This window comes from Microbacterium terricola, from assembly GCF_027943945.1.
GTDB lineage: Bacteria > Actinomycetota > Actinomycetes > Actinomycetales > Microbacteriaceae > Microbacterium > Microbacterium terricola.
Genome location: NZ_AP027141.1, coordinates 3,013,267 through 3,029,869, shown reverse-complemented (window position 1 = coordinate 3,029,869; position 16,603 = coordinate 3,013,267). Strand labels below are relative to the sequence as shown.

15 protein-coding genes are annotated in these 16,603 nt (G+C 69.9%); 8 read left to right on the top strand and 7 right to left on the bottom strand.

The window, feature by feature from the left end; genetic code table 11:
* Nucleotides 1–105 precede the first annotated feature (105 nt).
* The gene (locus Microterr_RS14420; protein ID WP_263797144.1) at nt 106–564 is read left to right on the top strand and encodes a GNAT family N-acetyltransferase; all 459 of its coding nucleotides are present in this window, start codon (nt 106–108) and stop codon (nt 562–564) included.
* A 12-nt stretch (nt 565–576) separates the two neighbouring features.
* Here the strand turns inward: Microterr_RS14420 and Microterr_RS14415 are convergent, their stop codons facing one another.
* Nucleotides 577–1,974 carry an MFS transporter gene (locus Microterr_RS14415; RefSeq protein ID WP_263797145.1) on the bottom strand — a complete coding sequence of 466 codons (1,398 nt, stop codon included), beginning with the start codon at nt 1,972–1,974 and terminating at the stop codon, nt 577–579.
* A 96-nt stretch (nt 1,975–2,070) separates the two neighbouring features.
* Here Microterr_RS14415 and Microterr_RS14410 point away from each other — a divergent pair, with 96 nt between their 5' ends.
* From Microterr_RS14410 to Microterr_RS14390, 5 genes are all read left to right on the top strand, one after another.
* Nucleotides 2,071–2,640, top strand: a complete 570-nt coding sequence (locus tag Microterr_RS14410) for a hypothetical protein (protein WP_263797146.1) — start codon at nt 2,071–2,073, stop codon at nt 2,638–2,640.
* 147 nt (nt 2,641–2,787) lie between these two features.
* On the top strand, nt 2,788–4,656 hold the full coding sequence (dnaK, locus tag Microterr_RS14405; RefSeq protein WP_263797147.1) for a molecular chaperone DnaK: 1,869 nt from the start codon (nt 2,788–2,790) through the stop codon (nt 4,654–4,656).
* Nucleotides 4,653–5,243 (top strand): nucleotide exchange factor GrpE, encoded by a 591-nt coding sequence (locus tag Microterr_RS14400; RefSeq protein ID WP_263798875.1) that lies wholly within the window; start codon nt 4,653–4,655, stop codon nt 5,241–5,243. The genes dnaK and Microterr_RS14400 overlap by 4 nt, the downstream gene beginning before the upstream one ends.
* Nucleotides 5,244–5,260: 17 nt before the next feature.
* The gene (locus Microterr_RS14395; protein WP_263797148.1) at nt 5,261–6,250 is read left to right on the top strand and encodes a DnaJ C-terminal domain-containing protein; all 990 of its coding nucleotides are present in this window, start codon (nt 5,261–5,263) and stop codon (nt 6,248–6,250) included.
* A gap of 7 nt (nt 6,251–6,257) precedes the next feature.
* Complete coding sequence (locus Microterr_RS14390) at nt 6,258–6,716, top strand: heat shock protein transcriptional repressor HspR (RefSeq protein ID WP_263797149.1); 459 nt, start codon at nt 6,258–6,260, stop codon at nt 6,714–6,716.
* Here the strand turns inward: Microterr_RS14390 and Microterr_RS14385 are convergent.
* From Microterr_RS14385 to Microterr_RS14375, 3 genes are all read right to left on the bottom strand, one after another.
* Entirely contained in the window at nt 6,704–10,081 is a 3,378-nt protein-coding gene (locus Microterr_RS14385) for a DUF5979 domain-containing protein (protein ID WP_263797150.1), read from the bottom strand. The genes Microterr_RS14390 and Microterr_RS14385 overlap by 13 nt on opposite strands.
* 85 nt (nt 10,082–10,166) lie before the next feature.
* Entirely contained in the window at nt 10,167–11,528 is a 1,362-nt protein-coding gene (locus Microterr_RS14380) for a DUF2252 domain-containing protein (RefSeq protein WP_263797151.1), read from the bottom strand.
* Nucleotides 11,525–12,808, bottom strand: coding sequence for an ion channel protein (locus tag Microterr_RS14375; RefSeq protein WP_263797152.1), 1,284 nt, complete (start codon nt 12,806–12,808; stop codon nt 11,525–11,527). The genes Microterr_RS14380 and Microterr_RS14375 overlap by 4 nt, the downstream gene beginning before the upstream one ends.
* 80 nt (nt 12,809–12,888) lie before the next feature.
* Here Microterr_RS14375 and Microterr_RS14370 point away from each other — a divergent pair, with 80 nt between their 5' ends.
* Together Microterr_RS14370 and Microterr_RS14365 are read left to right on the top strand one after the other, a co-directional pair.
* Nucleotides 12,889–13,971 (top strand): DUF998 domain-containing protein, encoded by a 1,083-nt coding sequence (locus tag Microterr_RS14370; RefSeq protein WP_263797153.1) that lies wholly within the window; start codon nt 12,889–12,891, stop codon nt 13,969–13,971.
* Nucleotides 13,968–15,047 (top strand): AI-2E family transporter, encoded by a 1,080-nt coding sequence (locus Microterr_RS14365; protein ID WP_263797154.1) that lies wholly within the window; start codon nt 13,968–13,970, stop codon nt 15,045–15,047. Before Microterr_RS14370 ends, Microterr_RS14365 begins: the two co-directional genes overlap by 4 nt.
* A gap of 33 nt (nt 15,048–15,080) precedes the next feature.
* Here the strand turns inward: Microterr_RS14365 and Microterr_RS14360 are convergent, their stop codons facing one another.
* The 3 genes from Microterr_RS14360 to Microterr_RS14350 form a co-directional block, all read right to left on the bottom strand.
* Complete coding sequence (locus Microterr_RS14360; protein ID WP_263797155.1) at nt 15,081–15,443, bottom strand: SHOCT domain-containing protein; 363 nt, start codon at nt 15,441–15,443, stop codon at nt 15,081–15,083.
* Entirely contained in the window at nt 15,440–15,877 is a 438-nt protein-coding gene (locus Microterr_RS14355) for a DUF6325 family protein (RefSeq protein WP_263797157.1), read from the bottom strand. Before Microterr_RS14355 ends, Microterr_RS14360 begins: the two co-directional genes overlap by 4 nt.
* An 80-nt stretch (nt 15,878–15,957) precedes the next feature.
* Complete coding sequence (locus Microterr_RS14350) at nt 15,958–16,542, bottom strand: hypothetical protein (RefSeq protein ID WP_263797158.1); 585 nt, start codon at nt 16,540–16,542, stop codon at nt 15,958–15,960.
* Nucleotides 16,543–16,603 lie beyond the last annotated feature (61 nt).

Below are 16,603 nucleotides of genomic sequence, written 5' to 3'. Positions count from 1 at the left end.
CTTCGGTGACAGGCGGGATGGATCTCACACCTAACACCCCTCCGCGCGCCGCCGCGAGAGGATCGGTACCGCACCGGTACCGCGCGGTCACGTAGCCTGGGTGCTGTGACCGTCCAGTACCACCGCGCGGCAGTCCGCGACATCGAGCCGGAGACCCTCTACCGGCTCCTGTGGCTGCGCGTCCGCGTCTTCGTGGTCGAGCAGACGGCCGCATATCCCGAGCTCGACGGTCGCGACATCGAACGCGACACCGAGCTGTTCTGGGCGACGCAGGGTGCCGACGTGCTCGCGACGCTCCGTCTGCTGCACGATCGAGGACCGGATGCTGCGCGCATCGGTCGCGTCGCGACCGTGCCGTCCGCGCGGGGCAGGGGCATCGCGGCCGAGCTGATGACCCGCGCCGTCTCGCGGGCCGACGAGCGGTGGCCACGGCATCCGATCGTCCTGGACGCCCAGGAGCACCTCGCGTCCTGGTACGCGCGGTTCGGGTTCGTCGTCACCGGTCAGCCGTTCGTCGAGGACGACATCCCGCACGTGACGATGCGGCGCGAGCCGCAGGGCTGAGCCGGCTCCTCGTCAGACCTGCGAGGCGGTGGCCGAGGCCGTGCCGTCGCGCAGCTGCTGGTGCGGGGGCAGCTTCACGAGCAGCAGCATCCCGAGCCCGAGCGCGAGGATGATCACGAGCCCGAGGATGCCGAAGTGGGTGGCGCCGAACCATCCGATGAACAGCGCCCACAGCAGCGGCGAGAGGAAGCTCATCACGCGGCCGGTCGTGGCGTACAGGCCGAACACCTCGCCCTGCATGTTGTCGGGGGCGACGCGGGTCAGCAGCGCCCGACTCGACGCCTGCGCCGGGCCGACCGCGGCGGAGAGGACGATGCCGCCGATCCAGAAGATCGTCTTGCCCTCCTCGCGGAACACGAACACGAACAGCGCGCTGACGATCAGCACGGTCAGCGCGGTCACGATCACCGCCCGCGCCCCGAAGCGGTCGTCGAGGCGGCCCGCGATGATCGTCGAGATGCCCGCGACGAGGTTGAGCGCGATGCCGAAGATGATGACCTCGTTCGGGGAGAAGCCGAACGAGACGGCGGCGAGCACCCCGCCGAACGCGAAGACGCCCGCGAGCCCGTCGCGGTAGACGGCGCTCGCGATCAGGAACCAGAACGTCGCGCGGTGGTGGTCGAACAGGCCCTTGATGTCCTTGACGAGCACCACGTAGCTCTCGAAGAAGCCGACCCGCGGCCGATCGAGGCGTGCAGGGGCCTCCGGCACGTTCAGGAAGAAGGGCAGCGCGAACACGATCGTCCACACGGCCGCGCCGACGGCGATGAGCCGGTAGGCGAGTCCGTCCGACACATCGAGGCCGAACCAGTCGAGCTGGTTCAGCACCACGACGATGACGAGTGCGAGGATGCCGCCGATGTACCCGAGTCCCCAGCCGAGACCGCTGACGCGGCCGATGGTGCGCGGAGTCGACACCTCGAGCAGCATCGCGTTGTAGTTGACCCCGGCGATCTCGGAGGCGACCGACCCGAGCGCGACGACGATCGCGCCGTACCAGAAGTACTGCGGGTCGGCCAGGACGAAGAAGAGGGCGAACTGGGCGAGCGCGAGCGCGATGGTGGCGCCCATCACCCAGCGCTTCTTGCTGCCCGACGCGTCCGCGCGCTGGCCGAGTACCGGCGCGAGCAGGAGCACGAGGATGCCGGCGGCGAAGGTGATCCAGCCGTACCACTCGGTCAGATCGGACAGCCCCTGGCAGTACGCGCTCGCGGCGTCCGCGGCGCGGGAGCAGACGAGGCTGTCGTCGGCGTTCTGAGCGGCGACGTCGGCCGGCAGGAAGCTGTCGGAGACCAGGTAGAGCGACACCCACACGAACGTGAGGATGACGGAGTTGAACGGCTGCGTCGCCCAGTCCCACACCGCCCACGAGACGACCTGCTTGCGAGGGACCTCCGTCACGTCCGTCATAGTGGGGCCCTTCGATGTACAGCGGTGGCGGGATGCGGTGCCGCGGCGTCGCGGCGCACGCTCAGGCTATCCTCGGACCGGCAGGACGGAGACGACATGACCGACCGGACACGCCCAGGAGCCGGCCGGCCGCGCGGGCGCACCGCCCGGACCCGCGAGCATCTGGAAGCGCTCGACGGCCACGAGGACGCGTTCGTCATGTACTTCAAAGAGCGCGTCTACGCGACCTTCACGGGGCTCGCGATCGTGCTCGTCGTCTCCGCGGACGACGACCACGACGCACGGCACGCCTTCCTCGCGCTGCTCCTCGGCGTGCTCGGCATCACGCTCGCCGGCTTCGTCTCGGACGTCATCTCGCACCTCGCGGTGCATCAGGAGTTCCCGACCAGGGTGGACATGGCGATCCTGCTGCGGATCGCCGGGGGCGCGCTGAGCACCGTGATCACCCCCGCCGTGCTGCTCCTCCTCGCCTGGCTCGACGTCATCGGGCTGGTGGGGGCGCTGCGGGCGGGCACGATCGTCTACATCGTCACCCTGGGCGTGATCGGATGGTTCGCCGTCCGCCGCTCCCGGCTGCAGTGGTGGAAGCAGCTGCTGGTGCTCGTCGTGCTCGTGGCCCTGGGCCTCGCGGTCGTCGCGCTGCAGACGCTGGCGCACTCGCTCTGACGGCTGTGGTCGCAGCATCCTGCGAAGTTGATATGAGTCGACTCAACTTCGTTTGACACTCGGAAATGACCGCGCTAACGTTGAGTCATCGCGGCTCAACCCGTCGGGTGGACCGCGAGCAGACTGATCCACGAGAAGGAGAACAACATGGCACGTGCTGTGGGAATCGACCTGGGTACGACGAACTCCGTCGTGAGCGTCCTCGAGGGCGGCGAGCCCAAGGTCATCGCGAACGCCGAAGGCTTCCGCACCACCCCGTCGGTGGTCGCGTACACCAAGGACGGCGAGGTGCTCGTCGGAGAGACGGCCAAGCGCCAGGCCGTCACCAACGTCGACCGCACCGTCGCATCCGTCAAGCGCCACATGGGCACCGACTGGAAGTTCGACGTCGAGGGCAAGAAGTACACGCCGCAGGAGATCTCGGCGCGCATCCTCGCGAAGCTCAAGCACGACGCCGAGCAGTACCTCGGTGACACGGTGACGGATGCTGTCGTCACCGTCCCCGCCTACTTCAACGACGCCGAGCGCCAGGCCACCAAGGAGGCCGGCGAGATCGCGGGCCTCAACGTCCTGCGCATCATCAACGAGCCCACCGCGGCCGCGCTGGCGTACGGACTCGACAAGGGCAAGGAGGACGAGCTCATCCTCGTCTTCGACCTCGGTGGCGGCACGTTCGACGTCTCGCTGCTCGAGGTGGGCAAGGACGACGACTTCTCGACCATCCAGGTGCGCTCGACCGCGGGCGACAACCGCCTCGGCGGCGACGACTGGGACCAGCGGGTCGTCGACTACCTGATCAAGCAGTTCAAGGACACCACCGGCGTCGACGTCTCGGGCGACAAGATCGCGCTGCAGCGCCTCAAGGAGGCCGCGGAGCAGGCGAAGAAGGAGCTCTCCAGCTCCGCATCGACCAGCGTCAACCTGCCGTACCTGTCGCTGACCGAGTCGGGCCCCGTGTCGCTGAGCGAGACGATCACGCGTGCCAAGTTCGAGGACCTCACCAAGGACCTGCTCGACCGGACCAAGAAGCCGTTCCAGGACGTCATCCGCGAGGCCGGCATCAAGGTCGCCGACATCGACCACGTCGTCCTCGTCGGCGGCTCGACCCGCATGCCTGCGGTCGCCGAGCTCGTCAAGCAGGAGACCGGCAAGGACGCCAACAAGGGCGTGAACCCGGATGAGGTCGTCGCCGTGGGCGCCGCCCTCCAGGCCGGTGTCCTCAAGGGCGAGCGCAAGGACGTTCTGCTCATCGACGTCACCCCTCTGAGCCTCGGCATCGAGACCAAGGGCGGCATCATGACCAAGCTCATCGAGCGCAACACGGCCATCCCGACCAAGCGCAGCGAGACCTTCACGACCGCCGACGACAACCAGCCGTCGGTCGCGATCCAGGTCTTCCAGGGCGAGCGCGAGTTCACCCGCGACAACAAGCCGCTGGGCACGTTCGAGCTCACCGGCATCGCGCCGGCGCCGCGCGGCATCCCGCAGGTCGAGGTCACCTTCGACATCGACGCGAACGGCATCGTGCACGTGTCCGCGAAGGACAAGGGCACCGGCAAGGAGCAGTCGATGACCATCACGGGCGGCTCGTCGCTGCCCAAGGAGGACATCGAGCGCATGGTCCGCGAGGCGGAGGAGAACGCCGCGGAGGACAAGAAGCGCCGTGAGGCCGCCGAGGTGCGCAACCAGGCGGAGACCCTCTCGTACTCGATCGAGAAGCTCATCAAGGACAACGACGACAAGCTGCCCGAGGACGTCAAGTCCGAGGTCCAGGGCGACGTCGACGCGCTGAAGACGGCGCTGGCCGGCGATGACGACGACGCGGTCAAGGCCGCGTTCGAGAAGCTGAACCAGAGCCAGGGCAAGCTGGGCGAGGCGATCTACGCGTCGAGCCAGGCCGCCGCGGCCGACGGGGACGCCGCTGGGCAGGCCCCGGAGGGCGACGCGCAGCCGGCATCCGACGAGGATGTCATCGACGCAGAGGTCGTCGACGACGAGGATGAGAAGAAGGACTGATGAACAAGGACTTCCAGCCGGACGACGGCGACGAGGTCCTTCCCGGTGACGAGGGGTCGGAAGCGCAGGCTTCCGACCCTGAGTCGCAGGAGGAGGAGCTCACCGTCGACGACATCCTGGGCACGTCCCAGAACGTGGATGCTGCAGCGGAGGATGCTGTGCTGGCCGACCTCGAGTCGGCCCTGCTCAACGACCTCAAGCGACTGCAGGCCGAATATGCCAACTACCGTCGCCGCACCGAGGACCAGCGCGAGCTGGAGAAGGAGCGCGCGCAGGGCGAGGTCGTCAAAGGCCTGCTTCCGGTGCTCGACGATCTCGACCGCGCGGACAAGCACGGCGACCTCGAGCAGGGCACGCCGTTCGCGGCGATCGCCGACAAGGTGCGCGCCGTCGCCGACCGCCTCGGCGTGGTGTCGTACGGCGAGGCCGGAGAGGCGTTCGACCCGCAGCAGCACGAGGCCATCTTCCAGGCCCCCACACCGGGCGTGACCGAGCCGACCGTCCTCGAGGTCGTCGAGGTGGGCTACCGCCTCGGCGCCGTCGAGCTGCGACCGGCGAAGGTCGTCGTGGCCGTCCCGGCGGACTGAGGGGACTGAGGAGGAGCATGGCCAGCCAGGACTGGTTCGACAAGGACTTCTATACGACGCTCGGTGTCGCGAAGAACGTCTCGGACGCCGACCTGAAGAAGGCGTACCGCAAGCTCGCGCGCAAGTATCACCCGGATTCCAATCCGGGGGATGCGGCTGCGGAGGCGAAGTTCAAGGAGATCAGCGAGGCGTACTCGGTGCTCTCCGACAAGGAGCAGCGCACCGAGTACGACCAGATCCGCGCGATGGGATCGGGCGCCCGCTTCACGGCGGGCGGCCAGGGCGCCGGCGGCTTCGAGGACGTCTTCAGCATGTTCGGCCAGGGCCGCGGCGCACGCCAGAGCCCGCAGGACTTCGACGACATCTTCTCCATGTTCAACCAGCAGCAGGGCGGAAACTTCGGCAGCGGCCGGTTCGGGCAGCCGACCGGCGGCTACCGCGGCTACGGCGGCCCGCAGCGCGGCGCGGATGTCACCGCGCGCACGACGATCGACTTCGTCACGGCCACCAAGGGCGACACGATCACGCTGCAGGGCGAGGACGGCGTGCCGTTCAAGATCAAGATCCCCGCCGGCGTCTCGGACGGGCAGAAGATCCGTCTGCGCGGGCGTGGGCGCCCGTCGCCGGACGGCGGCGAGCAGGGCGACATCGTCGTCTCGGTGACGGTGCGACCGCATCCCGTCTTCACGCGCGACGGACTGAACCTCCGCGTGACGGTGCCGGTCACTTTCACGGAAGCCGCTCTCGGCGCGACCATCGAGGTGCCGACGCTCGGAGGCGACCCCGTGAAGCTGCGTGTCGCCCCGGGCACGCCCTCGGGCCGCGTCCTGCGCGTGAAGGGCCGAGGAGTCGAGACGAGCAAGGGCACCGGAGACCTCCTCGCCGAGGTGCAGGTCGCGGTGCCGTCGCATCTGGACGATCAGGCACGTGAGGCGCTGCAGCGCTTCCACGAGCTGGAGCCCAAGGAGAACCCGCGCGCCGACCTCATGTCGAAGGCGCGCGGCTGAGAAGGTGATGAGCATGCCCGAGGGTCTCGACGAGGACGCGCCGATCTTCGCGATCGCCGTCGCGGCCGACCTGTCGGGAATGCACCCGCAGACGCTGCGCCAGTACGACCGCCTGGGACTGGTCGTGCCCGAGCGCACCCGGGGCGGCTCGCGCCGCTACTCCCTGCGGCACATCGGGCAGCTGCGCGAGGTCGCGCGGATGTCGGCCGAGGGGATCGGGCTGCCGGCGATCGTGCGGATCCTCGAGCTCGAGGCCCGCGTGCGCGAGCTCGACCTGCGGGTGCGCGATCTCGAGGCGCGGGTGCGCACCGAGATCGAGCGCCGGCCCGGAGCGCGCGTGTTCGCGGCCGGCCCGAGCGGCGGCGTCATCCCCCTGCGGCAGGGAGTGCGGGTGCGCCGCGCGACCGAGGTGGTGCTGTGGCGACCGGTCGCGGACGCACCGCGTGAGGACGATCAGGCCGACTGACGACGCCGGCGGATCGTAAGCGCCAGGCCGAGAAGGATCATGGCCGCGGCGAGGACCGGCACGATCGGCACCACGCCGGTGCCGCCCGTGGTCGGGAGCACGCCGCCCGCACCCTCCTCAGGGGTGGGGGTGGGGGTCGGTGTGGGCGCCCGGTCGGCGGTGTTGACGAGCGTGAGCCGGGCGATGTCGTCCTCGTCGTGGGTCGCTGTCATGGGCAGCACGACCTTGCCCTCATCGTCGGGGACGAGCACCTCCCCGTCGACGGTCCAGACGGGCGTTCCCCACTCCACCCCGGGGATGTCGGGCAGAGCCTGCTCACGCGCCTCGATGATGGAGTTCACCGGGAACCAGGGTGAGATCAGCACCACGTCCTGCTCCAGCTCCACCGGGTTCTGGGGGTCGTAATCCCACCACCAGTCCACCGGGAACGCCGTGTCCGTCGGGATCGTCGCCGCGCCGTCGCCCTCGACGGTCTTCGTGATCGCCCACCGGGTGAGCTCCTGGACGTTGTTGGTGACGTGAAGCACCGCGGTCTGGTCGCCGCGGATCGTCAGCGTGTTGCCGGGGCTCCACGTCGACTCCGCCCAGGCGAAGCCCGGCGGCAGTGCGTCCGGGTCGGGCTCCTCCTCGAAGAGCCGCACGATCGTGCCGACGGGGAACTCGATCGGAGTGCCGTCGGGGCGGGTCGGCTCGGTCGGTGTGCCGTCGGCGGGGATTTCGAAGCGGCCGGCGGTCACGGTGCGGTCCGGCTCCCACGCCGTGTAGTCGACGGCGAAGGAGTCGGTCAGCAGCTCGTCGGCGTCGATCCCGGCGAGGTCCTTGGCGACCGCGAACGTGCCGACGAGCGTGTCCGCGGTATTCGTGAGGGTGGAGGAGACGGTCGCGGCACCTCCCTCACCGATGACGAGCTGCTCCGGGTCGAATGTCGCCTCCAGCCACTGCACCGACCTCACTCGCGGAGCCTCCTGCTCATCGAACGAAATCGTCGTGCCGAAGGGGAAGAGGAGGGGATCGCCCGCAGCGTCCACCGGGGTGACCGGGGTGCCGTCAGCAGGCAGGCGCACGGTGCCGGTCTGCACGTCGCCGGTGGGCGTCACGGCGGTCCATCCGACCGTGAACTCGAGACCAGGAAGGTCGTCGTCGTCGATGCCCTCGAACTCCTTCGACAGCTCGAAGGTGCCCTGCTGGAGGGTGTTGCGCACGGTGATGCCGATGATCCCCGTCGGCGGCAGCGGGATCTCGACGATGGCGGTCGCGAGCGGGCCGGCGCCTTCGAAGTTCTCCGGGCGGTACTCGGTCGTCGTCCCGCCGGCGGTCACCTCGATGACGGGCACCTCGAAGAGGGCAGGATCGACGGGGTCGCCGTTGAACGTCGGCAGGAGCTCGGCCAAGTCCAGCACTGCGACGTCTTGCGCGACGTCGTCGAGCAGGACGGGTCGACCGACATCGAGTGCTCGGGTGGTGCGGGTGCCCGCGGTGTCGGTGTTGTAGCTCACTGCGTAGGCGAAAGCCGGGTCGGCGGCAGCGCCCTCGACCGATTTCGCGATCGTGATCAGCCGGTCCTCCTCATCGGGGATCGGCACGACGGTGTTGGTGAGCGTCACCGCGATGGACTCGTCGTCCTCCCCGATGATGATCGTGCTGCCCGGGTCCCAGGTCGCTCGCGTCCAGACGTAGCCGTCCGGCGGGTCGATGCCGGTGCGATCCTCGGTGAGGGTGACGCGCGTGCCGAGGGGGAAGTCCTGGCCCACCTCGACGCGGGTGCCGTCGAACGGCACGTCCAGCGTGCCCGCGCCGATCTCCTCCGAACCGAGCGTGGCCACCCAGTCGACCGGAACGCTCGCGGCCGAGGGCGCGCCAGGGGTGCCGCCGAAGGGGTCCTCTGTCGTCTTCGCGACGCTGAACGTGCCGGTCAGCTCGGTCGCGGTGTTGGTCACGACCACCTCGGCGGAGCCCGCGCCCACGATGAGCGGATTCGGCGAGATGGTCGCTGTGCCCCACTCGTATCCCGGAATGCTCTCCGGCTGCACCTCCTCGAACTGCACCGACGTGCCGATCGCGAACTGCTCGCCCGCCGCGACGGCGCTCCCATCGGCCGGCACCTCGAGGGTGCCGACGCTCACGGTGCCGTCGGGAGCGGTCGCCGTGTAGTTCACGGTGAAGGTGGTGCCGGCGGGGACATCCTCCTCATCGATCCCGTCGATCGCCTTGCTCACGGCAAAGGTGCCGCTGTCGGCCTCGCAGCTGATCTCGCCGGCGAAGAAGAACGAGTGCACCTCGCCACCGCGGATCGTCACTTCCCGACCGAGCACCTGTCCGTCCAGGGGGGCCGCGGTGACGGTGACCGACGCCTCCGGAGCGTAGATGGATCCGTCGATCCGTGCTTCGGCCGCGGTGACGGCGACGTCGCCGGTGAGCGCGGACAGGTCCCACAGGATGTAGGGGGAGTACTCGCCCTGCGGGTCGCTGCGTGCGCCGATGACCGTCGTCGTTCCGGCCGGGACCCGGATGATGAGCGGGTTCGCGGCACCGGGCGTCGGACCGGGCGAGTACTGGATGAGCGCGGTGCCGGCGATGTCCGCGTAATCGACGACGTTCGGCTGGTCAGGGCTGAGCGGATCGAGCACCACGCGGCTGCCGGCATCCTCTGCCACGCCGACCGGGTTGCCGACCGTGGAGAGGCCGTCCAGGCAGCTGGCGGCGTCGTCGTACGATGCCTCGGCGTTGGCTTCGACGTAGTCGGCGACGGCGGTGGGACCCGTGTTCGCGGTGTAGACGCTGGTGTTCCCCGCGGGGCCCGAGGGGGGAGCGGCGCTCGCGGGATATGTCTGATGGGTCGCGTCGATGAGCGGGGTCTGGTCGGCGTTCGACGGATTCTCGTTGAGCCGGATCCAGTCGGCGCGGCCGAACGCCTGCCAGGGGCCGTCGCGCTGGACCATCTTCACGTCGCCCCACAGCGCGGGGTCGGAGGTGCCGGCGCTCGTGACGGCGAGGATGTTCGTGCTGTCCGGGCTGTGGCTGCCGACCAGATACCTGGTCGGGTCGCCGTCGACGGTCGGGAGCGTGTAGTCCCCCGTACCCGCCGCGACGTGGATGATCGTGTACTGGCCGCTCGAACCCTGCACGGTGGAGACGCCGCCGACGGCGATGCTGCCCTCCGTCTCCTGGTTCTGCAGCAGCGCGTCCTCGCGCGCATAGACCGTGAAGCCGCCGCTCATCGAGAACGGGTTGAATGTGCCGGGGTAGGCAGCGTGCGCGGGCGGAGCGACCGTCGTCTCGACTGTCACCGCGCCGGCGCCCACCACGATCGCCGCGGCCGCCACGGCGAGCCAGCGGTGCAGGGAAGGGCGTCGCGCAGTGGACATTCGACTCCGTCCGCACGGCGCTCGAGTGGTCGCCGCGCAGATTCAGTACACCACGGGAGGCACCGGCAGCTCCAGAGCGAATATGTCAGCTCTGCGCGGCGATGAAGGCGTCGTAGTCGGCTCGGGATACGGCGGCGTAGTCGTATGCCCACTCGAGGATCGACTCGCCGATCACGCGGCCGTTGCCGATGTAGCCCGCCACATTCGCCGCGTGGACCGACTGCGAATGAGCGCGGGCCAGGCTGGACGCGCAGGCATTCGCGTAGCGCAGGAACGGCGCGTCCTCGAGCGTCTCGGCGTCGATGCCGCCCTTCATGTCGTGGAACTGCCGCACGTACATGTCGCCCCGGAGCGCCCGCAGGTGCCCGAGGAACGGATCGGACACCGACTGCAGGATCCGCTGCAGCGCGACGACCCGGGCGCCCTCGCCGGACTGTTCGACGACCGAGTGGAACGCCGGCGGCTGCTCGGTGCCGCCGTACTGGACGAGCACGCTGCGGCCCGCCTCCTTCGCCTGCAGCAGCAGTGCGCTCCCGTCCCCGTCCTGGAGGACCACGAGGAAGCAGCGCGTGCCGACGCTGCCGACGCCGACCACTCGCCGTGCGGCGTCGGACACGGCGTAGTGGGTCAGGATCATCTTGATGTCGACGTTGGCCGTGTCGCGGTATCGGTCGATGAGCTCCTGCAGACGGTCTTCGAGCTCGTCCTCGACATGGGTCATGGTCGGCGGGTTCTCCACGAACACGAGCCGCCCGTTCTCAGCGGGCGCGGTGATCCGTCGGGCCGCACGCTCGGTCGTCCGCCGCTCGGCATCCGCCATGGCGGCCTTGAGGGCCGCGCGCGATCTGCGGTCGAGGGTGCGCATCGCGTCAGCGGGGGTGAGGTTGGAGTAGTAGCGCTCGAGCGGGGTGCGCTCGATGGCCGCGGCGATCACCCGCGCATACGTCCGCACGGCCGACAGTGCGGCCTCGCGCACGGCGACCTCATCGCGGGCCGTCGCCTCGCCCGCGATGACGACGCTGGTGACCAGGCGCTTGACGTCCCACTCCCAGGGCGCCCACGCGGCCTCATCGAAGTCGTTGACGTCGAACACGAGCGTGCGCTGCGGAGAGGCGTAGAAGCCGAAGTTGGCGAGGTGCGCGTCTCCGCAGGAGGCGACCGAGATGCCCGACGACGGCCCTCGCGCGAGATCGGCCGCCATCAGCGCCGCGCTGCCGCGATAGAACGCGAACGGGCTCGCCGACATCCGCTCCGTGCGCAGCGCGATCAGGTCGGGGAGGCGGGTGGAGTTCTGCGCCGCGATGATGCCGAGCGGGTCACGGGGCCCGGTGCCGAGCTGCGAGAGCGAGCTGCGAGCGACCGCGCTGCGTGCCTGCCGCCCCTCCTCGACCCGCGACGCCCGCGACTGCGGGCCCGCCCAGCCCGTCTCGAACGCGTTCGGCGTCACGCTCGGACACCCGTCGCTGGCTCGTGCTCTTCGACGATCATGTCGGGCGAGGCGGTCACCACCAGCCAGGCGGGGAGGATGATCACGCACAGCACGGGCAGCATGCTGACGTCGCCGACCATGGCGACGGCGACGAACAGGGCGATCCAGCCGTCCCGCGCGATCGCGAGGGTCAGGCCGATCACTCCGGCGGCGACCGCCAGCGACAGGGGCGTGTCCGGCAGGAGCACCTGCCCCAGCATCCCGGCAGCCACTCCGAGGAAGACGGCGGGGAACACCCGGCCGCCGCGGAAGCTGAACGCGGCGGCGACGAGCAGCGCGGCCATCTTGACCACGAGGATCACGACGAGCTGCCAGCCGGTGACCTCATCGTGCGCGGCGAGGAGCGTCGCGCTCTGGTCGAGGCCCTTGAACAGCGTGATCGGGCCCCCGATCGCGCCGAGGATTCCGAGGAGCACGCCGCCGACGGCGGGGACGAGGAAGCGATGCCGCAGCACGCGGCGGGCGAACCGGTGCAGCACCGGAAGTCCGTAGACGGCGATCAGCCCGAACGCCGCAGACACCGTCGCGATGATCGCACCCCAGAGCAGGTCGATCGGCCGCGGCGTGTACTCCCCGAATCCGCCGAGCTCGCCCATGCCTGCGCCGAGCAGGTTGCTGATCATCGCGCCCGCCGCCGCCGACACCAGCGGGAGGAACAGGCGATCCCACAGCGAGCCCTTGCCCGGCAGTGCGGCGAGGGTGCCGGTGAGCACGAGCGCGGCGGCGACCGGCGTGCCGAACAGCGCGCCGATCGTGGCGGAGGACGCGAGGATCACCGCCAGCTGCGGCGGGAACGCGTGCCACAGGCGCGTCATCAGCCATGCGCACAGCGACACGTTGATCGCGATGATCGGCCCCTCCGGGCCGAGGCTCACGCCACCGGCGAGGGTGAGCACGGTCGCGAGCGCGATGCCGGGCACGGCCCACAGCGGCTGCGGGGGCACCGCCAGCTCGACGGTGGCCGAATCAGGCTCCGCGTGCCCTGGGACGAGCCAGATCACGAGCCCGACGAGCACGCCGATCACCGTGAGGGTGCCGAAGATCCACCAGCCGGAATCGGGGTCAGCGCCCCATGCGTGCGGGAGGGTCTCCCAGAGGACGTGCTGGATGCCGTGGGCGATGACGTCGACGAGCGCCAGCATCCCGCCGGAGATCAGGCCGATGAGCAAGGCGGGCACCGTCAGGGCGATCAGGTGGCCTCGCGTGGGAGACCCGAGCAGACTCCCCGTGTCGGACATGTGATCACTGTATTGCCCGCCGCTCGCGCGTCACCAGGCATTTGCGGTCCACATCGGCGCGTCGGCGCTACTGTCAACGCGTGAGCACCTCTCCGTCACCTGTCAGCCGCCGTCAGTCGCGCGGGACCCTCGCCGCCATCGACAGCTCGAGCGAGAGATCGCTCGAGTCCCTCGCCCTCTCCGTCGGGGCGCTCTCCTTCGTGGTCTCCGCAGCCGTCGCGCTCCTCTCGTTCCGGTTCGCCGCGGCCCCCATCGCCGGGCCGAACTCGGTCGGGCAGTTCGCAGCGGTCGCCTCCGCGGTCACCGTGTTCCTCGCGTTCGTCGCAGGCCGTTACCTGCTGCACGCGTCGGCGGCCAAGGGGCGGGTCGGCTTCCTCGACGTGGTCGACGTCGTCGCGCTCGGCTTCGCGCACGCGGTCATCGCCCTGCTGACCTGGACGCTGCTCGCGGTCATCATGGAGCAGGCGTTCATCGGGGCCGAGGTCTTCCCGCTCGCCGTGCTGATCCTGGCCGGCGCAGCCGCGGCCCTCAGCGCGTATCTCGCGTTCTACTCCGCGACGCACATGGATCTGCAGCTGCTGGCCATCGTGCTGGCGGTCTTCCTCACCGAGGGGGTCATCGCCAGCATGCTCACGGCGAGCGACCCGCAGTGGTGGAAGGAGAACCTGAGCGCGCTCGGGATGACCGACGACCTCTCGGCCATGGCGTTCAACCTCACGCTCATCGTCGCGGGCGTCCTGGTCACCACCCTGGCGCGCAGCGCGACCAAGGGCATCCCGACCCCGCATCCGACCGGCCTGCGGAGCGTCCGCACCTGCCTCGTCGTGGTCGGCGTCTTCCTCGGCCTGGTCGGCGTCTTCCCGGTCGACCAGTTCTTCGCGCTGCACACCGCGGTCGCGTCGGGCATGGTCGTCGCCTTCGCCGTGCTGATCGTGCGCCTCAACCACTGGATCCCCGGCATGCCGCGGGTGTTCATCATGCTCGGCTGGCTCTTCGTCGCGGTCATCGTGCTGCTCGCCGTCTTCTTCGCGGTCGGGTTCTACACGCTGACGGCGGTCGAACTGGTCGCCGGCATCCTCGTGTTCACGTGGATCGTGCTGTTCATCCGCAACGCCGCCGCGCTCGAGCAGGACGCCGCCGCGGCGGCTAGCCTGGCCGCGTGAAGCGCGCCGAACCCACTCTGCCGACGCCCCCCGTCCTGTCGCCGACGCTGCGGGTGCTGATCGGGCTCGCCGCCGCCGTGATCGCCCTCGCCGGGCTCTCCTTCGCGCGGGAGCTGGTCGGGCCGCTCGCCCTGGCCGCGGTGATCGTGATCATCTGCCACCCTGTGCGGCATCCGCTGGAGCGGGCAGGCTGGCCGCGCTGGGCGGCGACGACCGCGGTGATCGTCGTGGCCTACCTGATCCTCCTGTTCATGCTGCTGCTGCTCTGGTTCGCGGGCACGCAGTTCGTACGCCTCGTCGCCGACTTCGCCGACGAGCTGAAGGCGACCGCATCCGCGCTGCTGAGCTGGCTGCAGTCGCTCGGGCTGGACGAGCAGGCTGCCGACGCGACAGCATCCCTCCTCGATCCGGGCACCATAGCCTCGTTCGCCGCGTCTCTGGGAGGCACGGTGCTGGGCGTCCTGACGGCCTTCTTCTTCGTGGTCGCGTACGTGATCTTCATGGCGGCGGACGGTGCCCGCTACTCGCGCGCCGAGGCGGCGTTCGGCGCAGCGGTGCGTCCGACGGTGCGACGCTTCCAGTCCTTCAACAGCGGAGTGCGGCGCTACTACGTCGTCAACGCGATCTTCGGGCTCATCGTCGCGATCATCGACGGCCTCGCCCTGTGGGCGCTGGGCGTGCCCGCCCCGGCGGTCTGGGCGATCCTGGCGTTCGTGACGAACTTCGTGCCGAACATCGGCTTCGTGCTCGGCCTCATCCCGCCGGCGCTGCTGGCGCTCGTGGTCGGCGGCTGGCCCATGATGCTCGCCGTCATCGCGATCTACTGCGTGGTGAACGTCACGCTGCAGGTGCTGATCCAGCCGAAGTTCGTGAGCGACGCGGTGAACCTGAGTCTGACGCTGAGCTTCTTCTCGGTGATCTTCTGGACGTTCATCATCGGCCCGCTCGGTGCGATCCTCTCGATCCCGCTCACGCTGCTCGTGCGTGCACTGGTGCTCGAAGGCGACCAGGGCAAGCGGTGGCTGCGCTGGCTGTCGGGCGACCCGGCCGCGGCGGGCGCAGACCAGACCGGATGACCGCGACGCGGCCATCCGGTCTGAGGGGTCCGACTACGAGAGCAGCCGGGCCTTCGCTGCGGCGAACTCGGCGTCGTCGAGCACGCCCGCGTCCCTGAGGGCGGCGAGCTTCTGCAGCTCGGCGACGATGTCGACGGTCGGTGCGGCCGGCGCAGGCGGTGCCGGCGGTGCGGCGTACTGCTGAGCCGCCGCGTGCTGGGCGACGGCCTGCTGAGCAGCCTGCTGCATCGCAGCCTGCTGCTGCGCGGCCTGGTACTGCTCCTGCTCGTACTGGTCCTGCGCCTTGCGCTGGCGCGAGTCGTTCATCGCGCCGGAGACGGCGTTGGCGGTGCCCGCGACGACGGCCGTGCGCGCCGCGAGCCCGATCAGGCCGGGGCGTCCCATTCGACGGATCATTCCTGCTCTCCTTCACTTTCGGCGGCGTCCGCGATCGCATTCACGACCGGGGCGGGGATGCGTTCGTAGCTGAGGAGGACGCCGCCGGACGCGACGACGCTCTCGGCGAGAGCACGCTGGTACACGAGCTCGAGGGCCACGACGAGGGCGGACCCACCAGGGGGCACGACATCGGCGAGGTCGGCGATGTCCTCCTCGCCGGTGATCCCGACCGCGTCGACGACCAGGTCGAGACCGTATTCCTCTTCGTCGTCGTCGACCTCGATGATCGTCACTTCGCCGTCTTCGGACTTCGAGACGAGCACGAAGTCGAGCAGCCGGACGTGACCGCCGCTGACCTGCTTGTTGAGGGCGGCGATGACGCCGGGATCGGGGCGATCGCCCTCGAAGCCCACGAGATAGAGCTCCACGGGCCCGTAGCGGAATTCGGCCATTTGTTGTCCCCTTCGCTGGTGCGGCTGACGTGCCGAGCGTATCGCTCGCGCTCCGGCGGTGGGAGGGTTTCTTTGCGAATTCAGGCGGGGTCGATGCGCAGCACCTCGGCGGACTCGCCGATGGCGAGATCGTCGGCGAAGCGCAGAGTGCGTGCGAGGTCGTCGACGGCGCCGATGACCGTGCCGAAGCGCTCCCGGTCCGCGCAGACGGCCGTGACGCTCACGAGATGGGTGCCGGTGTCCCAGGTGTACGTCGCGAACGGCGGGGTCGCCGGCCCCGGCGGAAGCGGCATGGCGAGCTTCTCGCCGATGCCGAGGTAGGGGCTCCGGAACGTCTCGGTATCGTCGTACTCCATCGGCATCATCGCCCGCGCGGTGCGCAGCTGCGGGGTGAGCTCCTGCACGTTCGCCATCACCACGAGGAGGTCGGGAGCGTCCTTCCACACCCAGACGAGCACCCGCCCGTCTGCCCGGCGCATGAGCAGCGGGGCGGCCTGGCTCATCGCCCATGCCGTCACTCCGCCGGCGCGACCGCCGGAGCCTCCGCCGGCCTGGGCGAGCAGCATCCGGATCGCCGCCTTGCGATGCCGGCGCCCGCGCCACCCGAGCGAACCGGTCACCGGGACCCACAGGGTCGGGTCGGCGTCGGCGTGCAGTCGTGGCATGGTTCCAGCGTAGGCGGATGCCGGTGCACCGGGTGCGGGCTCCGGGGCACCGCTGAGGCGC

Coding starts and splice junctions, on each gene's coding strand:
- Microterr_RS14415 (WP_263797145.1), bottom strand. CDS start 1,974: ATGACGGACGTGACGGAGGTCCCTCGCAAGCAGGTCGTCTCGTGGGCG.
- Microterr_RS14410 (WP_263797146.1), top strand. CDS start 2,071: ATGACCGACCGGACACGCCCAGGAGCCGGCCGGCCGCGCGGGCGCACC.
- dnaK (WP_263797147.1), top strand. CDS start 2,788: ATGGCACGTGCTGTGGGAATCGACCTGGGTACGACGAACTCCGTCGTG.
- Microterr_RS14395 (WP_263797148.1), top strand. CDS start 5,261: ATGGCCAGCCAGGACTGGTTCGACAAGGACTTCTATACGACGCTCGGT.
- Microterr_RS14390 (WP_263797149.1), top strand. CDS start 6,258: ATGAGCATGCCCGAGGGTCTCGACGAGGACGCGCCGATCTTCGCGATC.
- Microterr_RS14385 (WP_263797150.1), bottom strand. CDS start 10,081: ATGTCCACTGCGCGACGCCCTTCCCTGCACCGCTGGCTCGCCGTGGCG.
- Microterr_RS14375 (WP_263797152.1), bottom strand. CDS start 12,808: ATGTCCGACACGGGGAGTCTGCTCGGGTCTCCCACGCGAGGCCACCTG.
- Microterr_RS14360 (WP_263797155.1), bottom strand. CDS start 15,443: ATGATCCGTCGAATGGGACGCCCCGGCCTGATCGGGCTCGCGGCGCGC.
- Microterr_RS14355 (WP_263797157.1), bottom strand. CDS start 15,877: ATGGCCGAATTCCGCTACGGGCCCGTGGAGCTCTATCTCGTGGGCTTC.
- Microterr_RS14350 (WP_263797158.1), bottom strand. CDS start 16,542: ATGCCACGACTGCACGCCGACGCCGACCCGACCCTGTGGGTCCCGGTG.